This window comes from Paenalcaligenes sp. DL 463, assembly GCF_057475185.1.
The window spans coordinates 237,023-255,057 of the sequence record NZ_JBYBKX010000002.1; the positions used below are offsets into that span (position 1 = coordinate 237,023).

General features: G+C 50.7%; 20 protein-coding genes and 1 tRNA gene. 12 read left to right on the plus strand and 9 right to left on the minus strand.

What is annotated here, in order from left to right:
* Window positions 1–85: 85 nt before the first annotated feature.
* On the plus strand, window positions 86–1,003 hold the full coding sequence (gene xerD, locus AC2UZI_RS11195; protein WP_486943948.1) for a site-specific tyrosine recombinase XerD: 918 nt from the start codon (window positions 86–88) through the stop codon (window positions 1,001–1,003).
* A 10-nt stretch (window positions 1,004–1,013) separates the two neighbouring features.
* A complete protein-coding gene (locus AC2UZI_RS11200; protein ID WP_486944016.1) occupies window positions 1,014–1,505 on the plus strand; it encodes an aminoacyl-tRNA deacylase in 492 nt (163 codons plus the stop codon).
* A 7-nt stretch (window positions 1,506–1,512) separates the two neighbouring features.
* Here the strand turns inward: AC2UZI_RS11200 and AC2UZI_RS11205 are convergent, their stop codons facing one another.
* From AC2UZI_RS11205 to AC2UZI_RS11230, 6 genes are all read right to left on the minus strand, one after another.
* The gene (locus AC2UZI_RS11205; protein ID WP_486943949.1) at window positions 1,513–2,643 is read right to left on the minus strand and encodes a metallophosphoesterase; all 1,131 of its coding nucleotides are present in this window, start codon (window positions 2,641–2,643) and stop codon (window positions 1,513–1,515) included.
* Window positions 2,644–2,745: 102 nt separating this feature from the next.
* A tRNA-Arg gene (locus tag AC2UZI_RS11210) sits at window positions 2,746–2,820 on the minus strand.
* Window positions 2,821–2,993: 173 nt separating this feature from the next.
* The gene (locus tag AC2UZI_RS11215; RefSeq protein WP_486943950.1) at window positions 2,994–3,143 is read right to left on the minus strand and encodes a hypothetical protein; all 150 of its coding nucleotides are present in this window, start codon (window positions 3,141–3,143) and stop codon (window positions 2,994–2,996) included.
* Window positions 3,144–3,206: 63 nt separating this feature from the next.
* Window positions 3,207–3,479: an FUSC family protein gene (locus AC2UZI_RS11220; RefSeq protein WP_486943951.1), complete on the minus strand. Its 273-nt coding sequence runs from the start codon at window positions 3,477–3,479 to the stop codon at window positions 3,207–3,209.
* The gene (locus tag AC2UZI_RS11225) at window positions 3,442–3,591 is read right to left on the minus strand and encodes a hypothetical protein (RefSeq protein WP_486943952.1); all 150 of its coding nucleotides are present in this window, start codon (window positions 3,589–3,591) and stop codon (window positions 3,442–3,444) included. Before AC2UZI_RS11225 ends, AC2UZI_RS11220 begins: the two co-directional genes overlap by 38 nt.
* Window positions 3,588–4,067 carry a MarR family winged helix-turn-helix transcriptional regulator gene (locus AC2UZI_RS11230; RefSeq protein WP_486943953.1) on the minus strand — a complete coding sequence of 160 codons (480 nt, stop codon included), beginning with the start codon at window positions 4,065–4,067 and terminating at the stop codon, window positions 3,588–3,590. The genes AC2UZI_RS11225 and AC2UZI_RS11230 overlap by 4 nt, the downstream gene beginning before the upstream one ends.
* Window positions 4,068–4,198: 131 nt before the next feature.
* On the opposite strand from AC2UZI_RS11230, the gene AC2UZI_RS11235 reads away from it, so the two are divergent.
* From AC2UZI_RS11235 to miaA, 5 genes are all read left to right on the plus strand, one after another.
* The gene (locus AC2UZI_RS11235; protein ID WP_486943954.1) at window positions 4,199–5,098 is read left to right on the plus strand and encodes an AEC family transporter; all 900 of its coding nucleotides are present in this window, start codon (window positions 4,199–4,201) and stop codon (window positions 5,096–5,098) included.
* A gap of 18 nt (window positions 5,099–5,116) precedes the next feature.
* Window positions 5,117–5,656 carry a tRNA (adenosine(37)-N6)-threonylcarbamoyltransferase complex ATPase subunit type 1 TsaE gene (gene tsaE, locus AC2UZI_RS11240; protein ID WP_486943955.1) on the plus strand — a complete coding sequence of 180 codons (540 nt, stop codon included), beginning with the start codon at window positions 5,117–5,119 and terminating at the stop codon, window positions 5,654–5,656.
* A complete protein-coding gene (locus AC2UZI_RS11245) occupies window positions 5,611–6,981 on the plus strand; it encodes an N-acetylmuramoyl-L-alanine amidase (RefSeq protein WP_486943956.1) in 1,371 nt (456 codons plus the stop codon). Before tsaE ends, AC2UZI_RS11245 begins: the two co-directional genes overlap by 46 nt.
* A 210-nt stretch (window positions 6,982–7,191) precedes the next feature.
* Window positions 7,192–9,063 carry a DNA mismatch repair endonuclease MutL gene (gene mutL / locus AC2UZI_RS11250; RefSeq protein ID WP_486943957.1) on the plus strand — a complete coding sequence of 624 codons (1,872 nt, stop codon included), beginning with the start codon at window positions 7,192–7,194 and terminating at the stop codon, window positions 9,061–9,063.
* Window positions 9,064–10,002, plus strand: a complete 939-nt coding sequence (gene miaA / locus AC2UZI_RS11255) for a tRNA (adenosine(37)-N6)-dimethylallyltransferase MiaA (protein WP_486943958.1) — start codon at window positions 9,064–9,066, stop codon at window positions 10,000–10,002.
* 52 nt (window positions 10,003–10,054) lie between these two features.
* Here miaA and purM read toward each other — a convergent pair whose 3' ends face one another.
* Window positions 10,055–11,110, minus strand: coding sequence for a phosphoribosylformylglycinamidine cyclo-ligase (gene purM, locus AC2UZI_RS11260; protein WP_486943959.1), 1,056 nt, complete (start codon window positions 11,108–11,110; stop codon window positions 10,055–10,057).
* 54 nt (window positions 11,111–11,164) lie between these two features.
* Between purM and hda the strand changes: the two genes are divergently transcribed.
* Genes hda through folK form a run of 4 tightly spaced genes read left to right on the plus strand, consistent with a single transcriptional unit; the run spans window position 11,165 to window position 14,432 of the window.
* A complete protein-coding gene (gene hda / locus AC2UZI_RS11265; protein ID WP_486943960.1) occupies window positions 11,165–11,857 on the plus strand; it encodes a DnaA regulatory inactivator Hda in 693 nt (230 codons plus the stop codon).
* Between the two features lie 5 nt (window positions 11,858–11,862).
* On the plus strand, window positions 11,863–12,567 hold the full coding sequence (locus tag AC2UZI_RS11270) for an HAD family hydrolase (RefSeq protein WP_486943961.1): 705 nt from the start codon (window positions 11,863–11,865) through the stop codon (window positions 12,565–12,567).
* Window positions 12,568–12,576: 9 nt separating this feature from the next.
* Window positions 12,577–13,941, plus strand: coding sequence for a polynucleotide adenylyltransferase PcnB (gene pcnB, locus AC2UZI_RS11275; protein ID WP_486943962.1), 1,365 nt, complete (start codon window positions 12,577–12,579; stop codon window positions 13,939–13,941).
* Window positions 13,938–14,432, plus strand: a complete 495-nt coding sequence (gene folK / locus AC2UZI_RS11280; RefSeq protein WP_486943963.1) for a 2-amino-4-hydroxy-6-hydroxymethyldihydropteridine diphosphokinase — start codon at window positions 13,938–13,940, stop codon at window positions 14,430–14,432. The genes pcnB and folK overlap by 4 nt, the downstream gene beginning before the upstream one ends.
* Before the next feature lie 110 nt (window positions 14,433–14,542).
* On the opposite strand, the gene AC2UZI_RS11285 is transcribed toward folK, so the two are convergent.
* Both AC2UZI_RS11285 and AC2UZI_RS11290 read right to left on the minus strand, forming a co-directional pair.
* On the minus strand, window positions 14,543–16,066 hold the full coding sequence (locus AC2UZI_RS11285) for a fumarate hydratase (RefSeq protein WP_486943964.1): 1,524 nt from the start codon (window positions 16,064–16,066) through the stop codon (window positions 14,543–14,545).
* Window positions 16,067–16,120: 54 nt separating this feature from the next.
* Entirely contained in the window at window positions 16,121–16,888 is a 768-nt protein-coding gene (locus AC2UZI_RS11290) for a crotonase/enoyl-CoA hydratase family protein (protein WP_486943965.1), read from the minus strand.
* A 231-nt stretch (window positions 16,889–17,119) separates the two neighbouring features.
* Between AC2UZI_RS11290 and glyQ the strand changes: the two genes are divergently transcribed.
* A complete protein-coding gene (gene glyQ / locus AC2UZI_RS11295) occupies window positions 17,120–18,028 on the plus strand; it encodes a glycine--tRNA ligase subunit alpha (protein ID WP_486943966.1) in 909 nt (302 codons plus the stop codon).
* Window positions 18,029–18,035: the final 7 nt, after the last annotated feature.

Consider the following 18,035-nt stretch of genomic DNA (forward strand, 5'->3'; position numbering starts at 1 on the left):
ATCTGCGTTGTTACTATAGATTTAGTATTCTACCGCTTCGCTACAACAACTTGCTTACCCCTTGCGCCAGTCACGTTACCTCGTTATGACCTCTACGCCGTTAGCTCCCACTTGCACACACGCGCTCATTGAAGCATTCATCCAGCATTGCTGGCTTGAAGACGGCCTCGCCAAAAACACCTTAGCCGCTTATCAGCGCGACTTACAACTTTTTGCCATCTGGTTAGAAGCGCACGCTCATGCCGACCTATTGGCGGTCACCAAAGAAGACCTACAAAATTGGACACAACAAGAAGGCGAGTCGATTAAGGCCACCACTTCTAACCGTCGTTTAGCCACGCTAAGAAAGTTTTATTTGTGGGCATTGCGTAACACATGGATTAGCACGGACCCCTGCCAAGGACTTAGCACAGCCAAGCAGGCCCCTCGACTACCCCACACGTTGAGTGAGACACAAGTCGAAGCGCTGCTGTCCGCACCCGACATTGCGAACCCCTTAGGGCAACGCGATCGCACCATGCTAGAGACGCTTTATGCAACCGGCTTACGCGTCAGTGAGCTGACCGACTTGCGCTTATCGCAACTGAGTCTCAACGACGGCGTGATACGGGTCGAGAATGGTAAGGGTGGAAAAGACCGTTTAGTACCCATCGGAGCCGAAGCCCAAGACTACCTGAGCGACTATTTGGCTTCGCCCCGCACCGAGATACTGGGAACCAAACGCAGTGACTTTTTATTTGTGACGGCTAGAGGTAAAAACATGACGCGACAGTCCTTTTGGTTAATCGTCAAAAAGTACGCCGCCATCGCCGGTATCTATACTCCCCTGTCACCTCATGTATTGCGCCATGCCTTTGCTACCCACTTACTGAATCACGGTGCCGATTTACGTGTCGTGCAATTATTGCTGGGCCATGCGGACATCTCTACCACGCAGATTTATACTCATGTGGCACGAGAGCGACTGAAAGCGCTCCATCATGCACATCATCCACGCGCTTAATTTTCAAACCATGGCAAAAGCAAAACATATTAGTGAAACCCCAGCCACGTTGTGGCTACGCCAACACCACATCGCCTTTACCGAGCACAGTTACGAATACGTTGATCATGGCGGTGCCTTGGAAGCCGCGCGGCAGTTACAGCTGCCACCCCAGCAGGTCGCAAAAACGCTAGTCATGGAAGACGAAAACGCCAAACCATTTATCATTATTATGCATGGTGATCGGGACGTATCGACTAAAAATCTAGCGCGCCAAATCGGGGGGAAAAAAATCAGCCCCTGCAAACCCGAGGTCGCCCAACGCCACACGGCGTATCAGGTAGGAGGCACCTCTCCCTTCGGTACGCGTAAGCCTCTGTCCGTTTATATCGAAGTCGATCTGCTTGAACTAGACATCATCTACATTAACGGTGGACGCAGAGGGTACCTATTGGGCATTGAGCCCACCCTTGTCGCTAGCGCACTCAACGCCGTCACCGTTAACGTGGCCATTCCACATTAATCAGGCATTAGTTTAGGCCTGAGCGCAACACAATTTGAGTGATTTCTGAGTGCCTACCCAAACGAATCGGAAAACCATTCCAAAGACCCGCCCCATTGCTGACATACAACTGCATCGTTTGAACCGCGTACAACCCAGAAACAAAACCCGCGTTGGCTTGTTTAACCAACCAATGCAGGCCCAATGCCTGCCCACCGTGCGTATGGCCCGATAACTGCAGATCAGCCCCTGCTTGAGCGTACTGCACGGCGTGCGTCGGACGATGTGCCAACAAAATGACCGTTTCGTCTTCCTGCACGCCGGATAAGGCCGCGTGTATATCGGGTGCAGGCTGTCCCACCGAAGCGCCTGCGTTATCCGTTACGCCTGCTAAAACAAAATGGTGGTTCTCGTGCTCAATCTTGACGTGCTCATTAAAAAGCATGTGTAACCCTAGCTCTTCGAATACGGGTAGCCAGTTTAGGTACTCGACATAGTATTCATGGTTACCGGGAATCGCGTAAACACCGTGCTTGGCAGACAAGGCTTTAAGAGGTGGAACATCCGCAGCGCGCGCCTCGGGAGAGCCGTCGATCATATCGCCCGTTAGCACCGTAAGGTCAGGCTCAAGCGCATTCGTTTTAGCAACGACCGCTTCAATCCAGGGCCCCTGCAGTAAACGACTGGCGTGTAAGTCCGTAAGCTGAACAAGCTTAAAGCCGTCAAACTCTGAGGGCAGCGTGGGCAAAACAACCTCGACGGTTTTAACATCAGGAACGCGAACAGATTCCCAAACGCCGACAGCGGCCAACACCAACGCGACCACCCCCAAGCCATAGTGCAATCGAGGCATCGCAAAGCCTAACGTTGTGGTGCGCTTCGAAACAAGGTAGATCAGCCCCCCAAGCACATCTTTAATCAAGAGCAGGCACGCAAGAAGCACCAGCGCGCCAAATAGCCATCCCAGCAATACCAACATTAAAAAGGGTATCTCTGGCGATGCCATGGAGCCAAAAAAGTGACGGGTGATGAGATGATGCTCGGCTACTAGTATCAATAAAACACCAAATAGCACTTTGGGTCTACGTGGCCACGGCAATAACCGTACAAAAGACCAATATACGTATAAAGCCGTTAGCCCAGTGATGATGTGAAACACAGATTTAATCCCGTTCTAGTGTACGTTGTCGTTGTTATCGCAATGTACCAAGCCGGTATGACAATAGCTGTATGGCATGATGCGTCATGATTACGTTAAGTATGGCGGCCCCAGCAGGAATCGAACCTACAATCTTCCCTTAGGAGGGGAAAGTTATATCCATTTAACTATGGAGCCTCAACGTATCTTCAATACTATCGCGCAAATAAGCGAGTGTATCAGCGTGCGGAGCGCTATTATATAACACCCAAAGCTCGTAATTTTGTTTTTTGCCAACGTAAAAAGCCAATAAAACCCTCAGCGCTGAAAACTTTTTACACCGCCCTTATCCATCCAACGTATTAACTTCATCAACCGATAATGTAATCGTGCTCGTTGTGCTTCATGTCGAGCAACAAGGATAGGACGACTCGCCAATCGCTGGACTTCTGCCCCCACAAAATAACGCGTCCCATAATCTCAGCAGGGCTATCAAAAACAGAAAAAATGGACAACATCACGACTGGATTCGGCCACAGCGTCTACTAACTTGGAATCAAGGGCGTTAACGCGCTGCGTCTGTTTTAGCAATGCCCGAAGCGTCGGATGAGACGTTGAAAGCTCAATGTTTTATAGCTCTGAGTTTTTGCAGTCGTCCACCCCACCGCTAGAGCTATTAAGACCCCTAATAACGCCGTTAACAAACGGTCAATACCCAGACCAAAAATGTGGTCTGGATGCGGCATGCCAAGCATTGCCACCATCACAGCGGAATACCCTGCCAACATGGTCCCGTACGACACAAAATTGCGTTGTAGGTTACCAATGCCCACACACAAGCTTAGCCAAACCGCCATGCCTGTGACAAGCCAAGAACACAGCGATGCCACAGGCAAAAGCAGTGCGCAAGCTGAAATGAAGGCGCTCTACGTCAAAGCCCAAACGCGTTACTAACGTCGTGTCACTCATACGTCCGACACCTTATTTGCCAAAACGGTGTCAATACGCTGACCAATACGATCAAAGGCGTGCTGCATCAAATCAAGGTCTTGATCGCTCAGCTCGGCCAGCAGATCCACTTCTACACTGACAAGCGCTTTGCGAATATCTCGCACAGCCGCTTGCCCCTCAGCAGTCAGGTAAATTAATTTCGCCCGACGGTCACTTTTATCGGTGCGCCGCTGGATTAACCCCCTGCGCTCAAGCAGATCCAGCAGCCGCACCAAACTTGGCTCGCTTAAGCCTAAGCGTAGCGCTAACTCTTTTTGCTGAACACCATCACCGAGCTCATGCAAACGAACAAGCGGAGACCAGCTAGCATCGGTCAGGCCGGTTTGCGCCAAACTATGGTCTAAAGCACGACGCCACCGTCGAGCAAGCTCGACAAATTGAATCCCGAAGCGTTCTCGAGACGAAAAAGTAGACGCGGTTTTAGAGGGGGGCATATCGTTTCACGTGACAATAGTTAGCATCCTAACCATATAGCAAAAAACCAACTGTTGTCGAATCATATGACAAATGAATATGATGGCTTCAGCCCCCTGTTCACTTTCTTTTTTGCGCGAGCCCTTCTCACATGTTTACAACGGCGTTATTGATCTTGCCCGATTTCATGCTGATTGCATTAGGGGGGCTGCTGCTCAAGGTGATGGGCTTTAGTAGCGAGTTCTTTCGCCACATCGAAAAGCTGGTGTACTACCTTTTCTTTCCTTCGCTACTTTTCTACTCCATTGCCCACACCTCATTAGAAGGTGGACAGACCCTTCTACTTTTTGCTGGGGTGGCTGGCGTAATTCTCGTTGGCGCACTCTGTGGTTGGCTAGCCTTGTTATTCATGCGTGATCGCACGCTTACCCATGCTTCGGTGGTCCAGTGCGCCTTTCGCTTCAACACCTATTTGGCTTTATCATTGGCTTTTGAGCTTGGGCACGAAGACGGTTTAGGTTTAATGTCCGTCATCGTTGGGTTAGCCGTTCCACTGGTAAATACCTTGGCGGTGTATGCCTTAGCCCGAGGACGAGGTCTGGGGGTTGGCGTTGAACTGATTAAAAACCCATTAATACTGGCTGCTGTACTCGGACTAATTTGGAATTTTCTGGGCCTTTCACTTCCCAAACCTATCGACGTAAGTCTGTCTCGCCTAGGTAGCTGCGCTTTGCCTCTTGGGCTCTTGTGTGTAGGCGCAACCCTTTCGCTACGTGCGCTATACGGAGAGCAAAAATTGGTAGGATGGATGGTGGTCAGTAAGCTGCTGGCTTTGCCTTTGGCCGCAGTCGGCATTGCTCTGCTTTTGGACTTCACACCTCTTGAAGCTAATATGCTGATCTTGTTTGCAGCGATCCCAACTGCATCTTCTGCCCATGTATTGGCTGCTCGCATGGGCGGCAACGCAGAGTTAGTCGCCACGACGATGTCCGCTGGCACACTACTCTCGGTTCTCACCCTTCCCTTATGCATCCGTTATTTGTTTATTTAGATAGGACAGCACCGCACTATGTCAATGGCACATGAACCGCTTAGCACGTTAACGTTTTACGCCGCAAACGAAGGCGTAACACAAGGTCTGGCTGAAATACTGTCTCCTCTTGTTTGTGGGACTTCACTACAAAAAAACGACGAAAATAGCGAACGAGGTGGGCATATCCACCTAGAAGGGGATCTGGGAGCGGGAAAAACCAGTTTTACAAGGGCTTTTTTACGCACGGCTGGCGTGACTGGCCGCATTAAAAGTCCTAGCTACGCGCTTATCGAGAGCTATAAACTTTCTAGCTTAAATGCCTATCACCTTGATTTTTATAGATTTAACAACAGCAGAGAGTGGCTAGACGCGGGGTTTCGTGATATTCTTCTGGAAAGCGCTGTTGTGCTAATTGAATGGCCGGATAAGGCGGGCGAACTATTGCCTCCGGCTGATCTAAAAATCACATTCGATTATTGCGAACCAGGCAGGGAACTCACGCTTGCGGCATACAGCAAAAAAGGACAAGAATGGCTAACGATACTCAGACCACAGCTCAGGGAATTGGAACCTTAGGATTAGCGCGGCGGCGCCTTGTCGCCTCAGCAACAACCTTAATGTTGTTGCCTATATTCCCGCGCGTCGCCCATGCAAGTTCAATCGTCGCTGTTCGTACCTGGCCTGCTGATGAATACACCCGCGTCACCCTTGAGATGGACAGCGAGCTCAAGGCCGAGCATTTCACGCTCGAGAACCCCCATCGGATGGTGGTAGACATAGAAGGGCTACGTTTAAACAGCACATTGAACGAGTTGATTGCCAAAGTTCGCGCTAACGATCCTTACATCGCTTCCGTGCGTGTAGGCCAAAATCGTCCTAACGTCGTACGTTTGGTGCTTGATCTCAAACAGCCCGTTGCACCCCAAATTTTTACACTCAAGCCCATCGGCGAATATAAATACCGCCTCGTTCTTGACTTGTATCCACGCATAGCGCAAGACCCGTTGCTAGCATTGCAGCAACAATTCGATGACGACGATCCCTTAGCTGCGGTCCTTGAAAATCTAGCCCAATCGCAACCCAATGTGCCTGTGCCCACGGTGCAAGGGCAAGAGGTTCCTAGGGTAGCCAAACAACCCACGCCCACGCCTCCTCCTGCCTCTCCGGTACCCAAAGTCACCCCTAATACAAGGCAAAATCGTCCTGTGCTGATTGCCCTAGACGCGGGCCATGGTGGTGAAGATCCTGGTGCTATCGGCCCAGGGGGCACCTATGAAAAAGACGTAGTGCTGCAAATTGCCAAGCGCTTACAAAAGCTAATTGATGCGCAACCCAATATGCGTGCCTACCTAACGCGTGATAAAGACTTCTTCGTGCCGTTACACGTACGCGTACAGAAGGCCAGACGGGTCAAAGCGGACTTATTTATTTCTATCCACGCCGATGCTTGGATTAAGCCAACAGCACGAGGCTCATCCATTTACGCTCTGTCTCAAAATGGGGCCACCAGTACAGCGGCTCGATGGCTGGCCAATAAAGAGAATCAGGCTGACTTAATTGGTGGCGTCAATATTAAAACGCAGAACAAACAAGTTGCCCAAGTGTTACTTGACCTGTCTACCGCTGCACAGATCAATGACTCTGTACGTGTGGGCTCGGGCATCCTCTCAGAAATCGGTAAGATTAATCGCCTACACAAGCGTCAGGTCGAACGTGCCGGTTTTGCTGTGTTAAAGGCTCCTGACATACCTTCTGTTTTGGTAGAAACAGCCTTTATTAGCAACCCTACCGAAGAAAAACTACTCAAAAGCCCGGCACACCAAGAAAAAATTGCTCGTGCCATGCTGTCAGGTATTAATAACTACTTCAATTCCGGTGTGGCCTTAGCCAATCGTACTTAAGGTATTTGCTGACACAAAAACGGCCCAGAAGCGAACGACATCGCCTCTGGGCCTTTCGCTTTTGATCGCTAAAAAGGTGAAACCACTCGCTATAGCTCGCTGTGCAGCCCTTCGTATTAAGCGTTACGATAAACCGCTAAAATTAGCTTCGGTCTTTCGCCCAGCGTAGAATCCATTGACAAGACACAAGTAAAGACGAGATTGATCACCATGACACCACGCCGTTCCATCGCCGCTCTACCTGAACTTCTTATTAGCCAAATTGCGGCGGGGGAAGTCATCGAAAGGCCTGCTTCAGTACTAAAGGAATTACTGGAAAACGCAATCGATGCTGGAGCGAGCAGTATTGAAATTCGCTTAGAAGGCGGAGGCATACGCCGTATCGCTGTCAGCGATGATGGTCACGGCATTCCCCACGACGAGCTCGCCTTGGCCTTCAAACGTCACGCAACAAGTAAAGTTCAATCACTGCCTGAGCTTGAAGCGGTGGAGTCCATGGGTTTCAGGGGGGAAGCACTCGCCTCTATTGCCTCCGTAGCGCGCACATCCCTTCGATCTCGGGCCGCTAACGAACCCCACGCCTGGCAGCTTAATGGTTTAAGCACGGAGATCGAAGCCGCCAGTGGCGTACAAGGCACGACGGTCGACGTAAGACAGCTATTCGACAATATTCCAGCCCGACGAAAGTTCTTACGTACCGAAAACACTGAATACGGTCACTGCGTTACGGCTCTTGAACGCATTGCGCTGTCTAAGCCTGAAATTGCTTTTCGATTGTTTCATAACGACAAAGCTACCCGTCACTGGCGTGCGGGAAACATCGGACAACGCATCCTTGATATCGTCGGCGAAGAGTTTGTCAGCCAAAGTATTAGCGTAGAACAAGATCAAGGGCTTATTGCTTTACACGGGCTGATCATCCGGCCTGCTTTTGCACGCAGCAGAACTGATATGCAGTTTTTATTTGTAAACGGGCGCTTTATTAGAAACCGGACCGTGTCACATGCCATACGACAAGCATACTCTGACGTTTTGCATGGTGATCGTCAGCCTGCTTACGTGCTTTACTTAAACATCGACCCCAATACTGTCGATGTTAATGTGCACCCTGCCAAGCACGAAGTCCGCTTCAGAGACTCAGGGGCAGTCTATCAGTTTGTGATGCGTACGCTTGGAACCGCCTTAGCGCAAAGCCAAGCCGATGCAGTAACCGGAAACTCGGACGCGTTAAGTGAAGTCAGTAGCGTCCAGACTCGTGACGTGACGACGGCACCTGCTTCGACGTCGCCTGCGCAAGATACATCACAACGCCATCCATTTAACTCTAAGTTTGGCCATCACCTCGGTCAACAGCAAAGCCTCGGCATTCATCCACAAACGGCAGCACAACAAGAGCAGAACTGGAAGAAATTTTATGCCCCCATTGCCGAAACCACGACTGTTGCTGAACCCATGGCGCCTATGGAACAACCCTCCGGCGCACACGACAGATTAAGTGAACTGCCCATGGGCATGGCTATCGCGCAATTACACGGTGTATATATTTTGTCGCAAACAAGGCAAGGTTTGATTTTGGTCGACATGCACGCCGCCCACGAACGCGTGATGTACGAACAATTAAAGCAGGCAATGGATGAACGCGAACTGCCGCGCCAAGAGTTACTGGTACCTGTTGTATTCCAAACCACTGAAACCGAGGTCGCCTTGCTGGATGAACACCACGACACGCTCGTCGAACTGGGCTTAAGCTTAAGCGCCCTCAGTCCCACATCCATAGCCGTTCGTGCCGTCCCGGCTCTGCTTGCTCGGGGTGATATTGAGGCCTTAGCCCGAAGCGTGCTCAATGACTTACAGTCGGTGGGCGGTTCACAGCATGTAGCGTCTCAGCGTAACGAGCTACTCTCAACAATGGCTTGCCATGGCGCCATACGGGCCAATCGGCGCCTGACGCTTGACGAGATGAATGCGTTATTACGACAGATGGAACAAACGGACCGTGCTGATTTGTGTAACCATGGTCGTCCTACGTGGGTATATTGGTCATTAACTGAGCTTGATAAATTATTTTTACGCGGTCAATAAATGCAGCAACGTGTTATTTGTTTAACGGGCCCGACAGCCGCTGGTAAAAGCGCGGCAACGCATGCCATCGCCAAAAATTGGCCAATCGAAATTATTGTTATGGACTCGGCCACTATTTACCGTGGCATGGACATTGGAACCGCTAAACCTAGCCATCAAGAGCAGGCTGCCATCACGCACCATTTGCTGGATATTCGTGACCCAAGTGAAAGCTATTCAGCGGCGGCTTTCGCTAACGATGCCTCGGTATTAATTAAACAAATTACAGAGCGCGGACATTACCCGCTGCTTTGTGGGGGCACCTTACTGTATTACAAAGCCTTGCGTGAAGGCTTGAACGATCTCCCTACCTCTCAGCCAGACATCCGGGCTCAACTTGACCATGAAGCCGCGCAGTCAGGTTGGCCCGCTATGCATGCCCTACTCGCCCAAGTCGATCCGGTCACTGCACAACGTTTAGCGCCAAATGACAGTCAACGTATTCAACGCGCCCTAGAGGTGTATCGAATTAGTGGTCGAACACTCTCGTCATGGATCAGCGAAACCAAACAAAAAAATGATGCCAACCAATACGATTACCTGACGATCAGCTTAGAACCTTCTGATCGCAGTGCACTGCATGCGCGCATCGCAACGCGTTACCAAGACATGATTCAAGAGGGTTTAGTTGCAGAGGTCGAGGCGCTGTATCAGCGTGGCGACTTAACGGCGTCCCTACCTTCCATTCGTTGTGTAGGGTATAGACAACTGTGGGAGTACCTTGAAGGTAATTGCTCGCTAGAAAACGCCATCGAAAAAGCCATTGTTGCCACGCGTCAATTGGCAAAACGACAACTAACCTGGCTACGCAGTGATCGCGAACGCACTGTCATCGACTGCTTAGATAAGGACCGAGTGGCTAGCGTTATGCAGCAAGTGGCCCTGCACTGGCCATCTTAAGCAACAAGGCAGCCTAGGCTGCCTTGTTGCTGACTGCTACTCGTTTTTTGTTTTAGCTTGCTATCATTTGCACCGCTGCATCATCGGCTTGGCGATCTACGATCTCGCCTAAACGATAAACCGTTTCACCTTGCGCACTAAACGTAGCACTAATGGCGTCAGCTTGGTCTTGGCTAACCACAACCACCATACCAATACCGCAGTTAAAGACACGCCACATCTCGTCGTCGGCCACACCACCATTTTGCTGTAACCACTGAAATAAAGGCGGTAATTCCCAAGCATTACGCTGAATTTTAGCCGCTACATTTTTAGGCATAACGCGCGGAATATTCTCGGTTAAGCCACCACCCGTTACATGTACTAGGCCTTTAATGGCCTTACCATGCGCCTCTAGCGCCGCCAGTACTGACTTCACGTAAATGCGCGTTGGCTCCATGACCACATCGGCTAAGGGACGCCCGCCAAGGTCATCTGTAGGACGAGCATTAGCATGCGATATAATCTTGCGTATTAACGAGTAACCGTTAGAGTGCGCACCACTGGAGGCCAAACCAAGTATGACGTCTCCGGCGGCGATATCTTGGCCCGTGATGATTTTTGATTTTTCAACCACACCCACGGCAAAGCCTGCCAGATCGTATTCGCCATCGGGGTACATGCCCGGCATTTCTGCCGTTTCGCCACCAATTAGCGCACAACCTGAGAGTTCACAACCTTTGGCAATGCCTTCAACGACCGACGCTGCCGTGTCAACGGATAAAGTTCCACACGCAAAGTAGTCTAAGAAATACAATGGCTCTGCGCCTTGCACCAAAATATCGTTGACGCTCATAGCAACGAGGTCGATACCCACGGTATTATGGCGTTGCCACTCGAAAGCTAAACGCAGTTTTGTGCCCACCCCGTCAGTGCCAGAAACCAGCACAGGTTCTTCGAGGTTTTTAGGTAATTCGAAAAGCGCACCAAAACCACCGATACCTGCCATCACGCCGGGGCGCATGGTTTTAGCAGCTAAAGGTTTGATACGATCGACAAGGGCATCGCCTGCCTCGATATCGACGCCTGCGTCACGATAGGTTAGTGATACGGATTGATTGTTTGTCATGAGAAAAGCCGTGGGATATGTAAGAGTTTCAAGTTGGATGGAATTGTACGACACATGAACCAACAACTGATTCTGGATATTTCTCCAGCACCGCCACCATCGCTTGATAACTTTGTTATCGGCTCTAATCAGGAAGTGCTTAATGCACTGGTCCAATGCAGGCCAGGCCGCGCCATTTACTTGTATGGGCCGCCCGGTGTGGGGCGTACACATCTACTTCAAGCCATGGCGCAACAGTGGCACGGATACTATTTTAATGCCAACCAACCAATTACACAGCTTAAAAAACTAGCTACTGCTGAAAGCATCACCATACCACTCATTGCGATTGATGACGTAGACAAACTCAACGCCTCAGGACAAGCCGCTGTCTTCGCTTTATATAATCGCTGGCGCGAAGTCGCCTCAACCCAAAAAGCCTTTGTTCTGTTGCTTTCAGGCGAACGTGCGCCCATCGGAACCGAAGTTCGAGAAGATTTACGCACCCGACTTGGTTGGGACTTGGTATTTCGCCTACGATTACTGTCTGATGAAGAGCGGGCCGAAGCCATTCGGTCCCGCGCCGCCGATCGAGGCTTACACTTAAGCTCTGAAGTGATGAACTGGGTGCTTACCCATTACGAACGAGACATGAGCCGACTAATTGCACTGATTGATGCATTGGATCATTACTCGCTAACTCGCAAGCGGCACATTACCCTGCCTTTGCTTAGAGACCTTTTGGCCGAAGGCCATCTTCCTACCTAATATTTATGAACACCCCAACTTCACTAGCCCTATTTGATCTAGACCATACGCTATTGCCCTTAGACAGCGATTACCAATGGGCTGATTTTCTGGCCCGCTCAGGCCGCGCGGGCGATCCGATCGAAGCACAGCGCCTTAACGAAGAGCTGATGGATCGCTACAACCAAGGTTTATTAACCGCCGAAGAATCCGCTGAGTTCATGCTGGGTCTACTCTGCAAAGCTGCCAACCGTGCCGAGCTGGCTCAATGGCAAGCTGAGTTCATGAGCCGCATTATTGAACCCGCCATGCATCCTGCGGCCATTGAGCTTGTCAAACAGCATCAACAACAAGGCCACTTATGCGCCATTGTGACCGCCACGAACGAGTTCGTGACTACGCCTATTGCTAAACTGTTTGGCATTGAGCACCTCATTGCGACAGTACCCGAAGAGCTTGACGGTCTATACACCGGAAAAATACACGGGGTGCCCAGCTTTAAAGAAGGTAAAATCACTCGTGTGGACGCCTGGCTTCACGATCTGGGCCTACGACGCGAACAATTTTCACGGGTGTGGTTTTACAGCGACTCCCCAAACGACCTACCCCTTATGGAGCAAGTTTCCGACCCTGTAGCCACCAATCCAAGCGAAGGTTTACGTCGCACCGCTCAAGAACGTAACTGGAAGATCATTGATCTCTTCCCGCTAATGATGGATGCAAAGTCTTAACACCCACTCATGTTGAAACGCACAATAAAAACATTTGTAGCGCGACTTTTCGCCGCGCCGTCTAAAGGGCCAGCACATTACGGACCAAGCCAACACGGTATTGATCGCCGGCTCGTCTCACGGCATGCCATCAAGGTGTGTGAAGTCTTACAACAGCAAGGGTACGAAGCTTACATTGTGGGCGGCGCAGTACGCGATTTAATTGCAGGCTTAGAACCTAAAGACTTTGATGTGGCCACCAACGCCACCCCAGAGCAAATACGCCCGCTTTTCAGGCGTGCCCGCATTATTGGACGTCGCTTCAAGTTAGTGCATGTGGTGTTTGGTCGAGAAATCATCGAAACCTCTACCTTTCGCGCCGCCGATACGCAAACACAAAAAACGGATGCTCATGGCCGCATTTTGCATGACAACCAGTACGGCAATTTAATCGACGACGCCAATCGACGCGACTTTACACTCAATGCGTTGTACTACGACCCCTCTAGTGAAGAAGTCATCGATTACCATCAAGGCGTTAACGATTTAAAAAACCGGATAGTACGCATTATTGGTGACCCCACCGTGCGCTATCGTGAAGACCCCGTACGTATGTTACGAGCCGTGCGCTTCGCTGCAAAGCTAGACGCTACGATCGAGCCCCATACTCACGCCCCACTCCAAGAGTTAGCCCCCCTTATCGCAAACGTGCCCGAGTCTCGACTTTTCGACGAGTTACTTAAGCTCTTAAGTTGTGGTCATGCTTTAAATTGCCTGCTGCAGCTTCAAGCTGAAAACCTGCATCGCGATTTACTTCCTTTCTTAGAACACAGCTTAACGAACACTGAGCACCGTGCCTTCTTAGAAATGGCTTTAGCCAGTACCGATAGCCGGGTCCGCACAGGTCGCAGCATCAGCCCTAGCTTCCTTTTTGCCAGCCTATTATGGAAACAAGTATTAGGCGAGTGGGAAACCCTAAAGAATGCAGGACACCCACCCATACAAGCCTTAGTTGATGCCAGCGATATCGTCATTGCCAAGCAATCTAAAGCCTTACCCATTCAGCGACGCTATCAAACCGATATGCGCGAGATTTGGTTTATGCAGGCGCGCTTTGAGCGTGTTAATAATCGTGCTATTTGGCGTCTAATCGAGCAGCCTCGTTTCCGAGCCGCGGTCGACTTTATGCAATTGCGCGCCGAGGCCAAAGAGGTAGATAGTGTAGAAGCCCAATGGTGGATGGATTTGGCAGACACTAGCAGCAGCGAGGGCCGTTCTGCACTCATCGCCGAACGTATCGCGCCTCATAGTCAAAAACGCACACGCCGCCGTCGCGTAAGAACAAAGCGCCCTACCCATCAATCCGCTCAAAGCAAAACGCCACCCACAGAATGAAATCAACGCTTGCCTACATCGCTCTGGGAGCCAATCTCGGTGATCCTATCGATACCTTACTTACGGCCATTGACGAGCTTCGAGCCCTTGCTCAGTGCTCACAACTACAAAGCTCAGGCTTTTATCGCACGGCCCCTGTCGATGCCACCGGCCCCGATTACATCAATGCGGTCGTATCATTGCAAACCACACTGGATGCACCCACTTTATTAGCCAATCTGCACGCCATCGAACAAGCCCATGGCCGTGAGCGAAACGAGCGTAATGCGCCCCGCACTCTGGATCTGGATTTATTATTATTCGGCGATGAGCACATCAACACTGAGGCACTCACCGTGCCGCATCCTCGTATGCATTTACGTGCCTTTGTGTTGCGTCCACTTGCAGAACTTGCCCCGTCATTGCAACTTGAGCAAGGTACGATAACTGCGCTTCTGCAAACCGTAGCCGATCAAGCCATTTTTCCGCTGGATACTAACGACGACGATTAAACCGTCTTGTTAATCAAGAAGCCCCCAATGATCCAGCAATAATCTGTGTCATTGGGGGCTTTTTTAATGCCTATCATCTAACGGCAATCAACAACGAAACGGGCCGTTGCTTAGACCGGAATTAGCGGAATTTCAGCGATGCGTTTACGCCATGTCGCCGGCCCCGTAGTGTGAACGGATGTACCTTTAGCATCCACTGCTACGGTCACTGGCATGTCTTTGACTTCAAACTCATAAATGGCTTCCATGCCTAAGTCTTCAAAGGCTACGACTTTTGAAGCGCGTATCGCTTTGGAGACCAAATACGCCGAACCACCCACCGCCATTAGATACGCCGAACCATGCTTACGAATCGCTTCGATCGCTTCAGGCCCGCGCTCCGCTTTACCGATCATAGAAATCAATCCCGTTTGAGAGAGCATCATGTCGGTAAACTTATCCATGCGTGTCGCCGTTGTTGGGCCTGCTGGTCCTACCGCCTCGCCGCTGATTGGATCCACTGGCCCGACGTAATAGATAACGCGATTCGTGAAATCGACAGGTAAGGTTTCACCCTTATCGAGTAGCTCTTGTATCCGCTTATGCGCGGCATCACGTCCGGTCAACATTTTTCCAGAAAGCAGCAAGGTTTCGCCAGGCTGCCACGAGGCCACTTCTGCCTTAGTAAGCGTGTCGAGATTGACCTGACGGGACTTGTTGTAATCGGGCGCCCAATGCACATCAGGCCACAAATCAAGACTGGGGGCTTCTAAGTGAGCAGGGCCACTTCCATCTAACACAAAATGCGCATGACGCGTCGCTGCGCAGTTTGGAATCATCGCGACAGGCTTGGATGCAGCATGCGTGGGGAAGGTGTTAATTTTGATATCCAAAACCGTCGTCAAACCGCCTAACCCCTGCGCCCCAATACCTAAGGCATTGACCTTCTCGTATAGCTCAATGCGCAACTCTTCAATCTTATTCTGTGGGCCACGCTGTAGAAGCTCGTACATGTCGATGTCTTCCATTAAGGACTCTTTCGCCATCAACATGGCTTTTTCCGCCGTACCCCCCACACCAATGCCGAGCATGCCGGGTGGACACCAACCTGCGCCCATTTCAGGAACAGTACGCATCACCCAGTCGACCAACGAGTCACTGGGGTTCAGCATGGCAAACTTGGCTTTATTCTCGGAGCCGCCCCCTTTGGCAGCGATTTGTATCGCCACCGTATCACCCGGCACCAACTCAACACTGACAATACAGGGCGTGTTGTCGCGCGTGTTTTTTCGGCTGAACAAGGGGTCGGTCAAGATTGAGGCTCGCAGCGGGTTATCCGGATTCAAGTAACCCTGACGCACGCCTTCGTCGCAAAGCGCTTGCAAACTAAGCGTCGTATCAAAGCGTACGTTCATTCCCACCTTAAGAAATACGTTGACCACCCCTGTGTCTTGGCAAATGGGGCGATGGCCTTCGGCACAGAGTCGTGAATTCGTCAGTATTTGTGCGATGGCATCTTTCGCGGCAGGGCTTTCTTCTCTCTCGTAAGCGCGAGCCAAATGCTGAATGTAATCGGCGGGATGGTAATAACTAATAAACTGTACCGCATCGGCAATAGACTGGATGAAGTCTTGTTCCTTAATAATCGTCGTCATGATAATTGCTTAAATAAAGTGAAAATAAAAAACGTAAAAATAGGATGCGTTGCTTTATTTGGCTTGCCATACAGGTGGGCGCTTCTCTGCAAAAGCCATAGCCCCTTCCTTTGCGTCGGCCGAGGCAAAAACCGAGGCGATAATTGGCCGTTGGATACTGAACATGTGCTCTTGGTGCCAATCGCGCGAGTGACTAATGACCCGCTTGGCCATCTGCACCGCCAATGGTCCGTTAGCATTAATTTTTTGTGCCAGTATTAGCGCCTGCGTAAGCGCCTCGCCAGCGGGCACGATGGCATTAATTAACCCAAGTTCGTAGACGCGCTGGGCGGTAAACATATCCCCTGTTAACACGAACTCCATTGCCACATGGTACGGTATTCGCGTAGGTAAACGTAACATACCCCCTGCGCCAGGCACGAGACCACGTTTCACCTCAGGCAGGCCGAACAGTGCGGCATCCGAAGCCACCATTAAGTCACACGCCAAGGCCAACTCAAAACCACCGGCTACCGCATACCCTTCAACAGCGGCAATCATCGGTTTACGAGGCGGTCGCTCGCACATACCGCCAAAACCCCGATCCTCGACATAAGGACGTTGACCCGTTTCAGCAAAGGCTTTGAGATCCATCCCCGAACTAAAGGTTTGCCCTGCCCCCGTTAACACTCCAACTCGAATGCTAGGATTTGCATCAAACTCGTCTAAGGCTTGCGCCAACTGCACAGCAGTATCGTAGTTAACCGCATTACGCGCCTCGGGTCGATTTAGCGTAATCACCATGATTTGATCAATGATTTTTGTTTGAACCAACTCTGGCATCTTGGTAGATCCTAAGAAAGCGTGTTAATCCTAGTCGATGACGACACAGGTTCTATACAATAAGACATTTGTAGATTTCTATCATACGACTAATTCGTGCCCCTTCCGCTGCCATTGCGCCCTTTTACGCAAGGCGGCTGTTACTTTTTAGCGCTGTCGCCTAAGCTATTGGGCAAAAACAGCTAAAATAGAAAGATTTTGTGCGACACCCCAATTTACTGGCCTTTGACCATGCTTACTTTTCAGCAGTTAATTCTTACCCTCCAACACTATTGGGATGAACACGGTTGTGTGTTGCTACAACCCATCGACTTAGAAGTCGGCGCGGGCACCTCGCATACAGCCACCTTCTTGCGAGCAATTGGCCCAGAGCCTTGGCGTGCAGCGTATGTACAGCCTTCACGTCGTCCCGGTGACGGTCGTTACGGCGATAACCCCAATCGACTGCAACACTACTACCAATATCAAGTGGTACTGAAACCCGCCCCTGAAAATATCGTCGACTTATACATCGGCTCGTTGAAGGCCCTCGGGATCGATCCAAAACAACACGATATCCGCTTTGTCGAAGACGACTGGGAAAACCCAACATTGGGCGCCTGGGGCTTAGGCTGGGAAGTATGGCTAGACGGAATGGAAGTGACGCAGTTCACCTATTTCCAACAAGTCGGTGGGCTAGACTGTGTGCCAGCCACCGGCGAAATCACCTACGGTATCGAACGCTTAGCCATGTATATTCAAGGCGTTGAAAGTGTTTACGATCTGGTTTGGACCACCGACAAGCAAGGCCGCTCGGTGTATTACCGCGACATCTACCACCAGAACGAAGTTGAACAGTCGACTTATAATTTCGAACTTTCGAACGTGGATATTTTGTTCCAGCACTTTAGTGACCACGAAAGTGAAGCCAAACGCTTAGTCGAGCTATCGATGGCGCTTCCGGCATACGAACAAACGCTCAAAGCCGCTCATACCTTCAACTTACTTGATGCTCGCGGTGCCATCAGCGTAACCGAACGCGCCGCCTATATCGGTCGCATTCGCAACCTGTCTCGGGCCGTCGCACAAGCCTATTACGAATCTCGCGAACGCCTTGGTTTCCCTATGCTGCAAAGCTCCGCTCAGACGGAGACTAAATAAATGAACA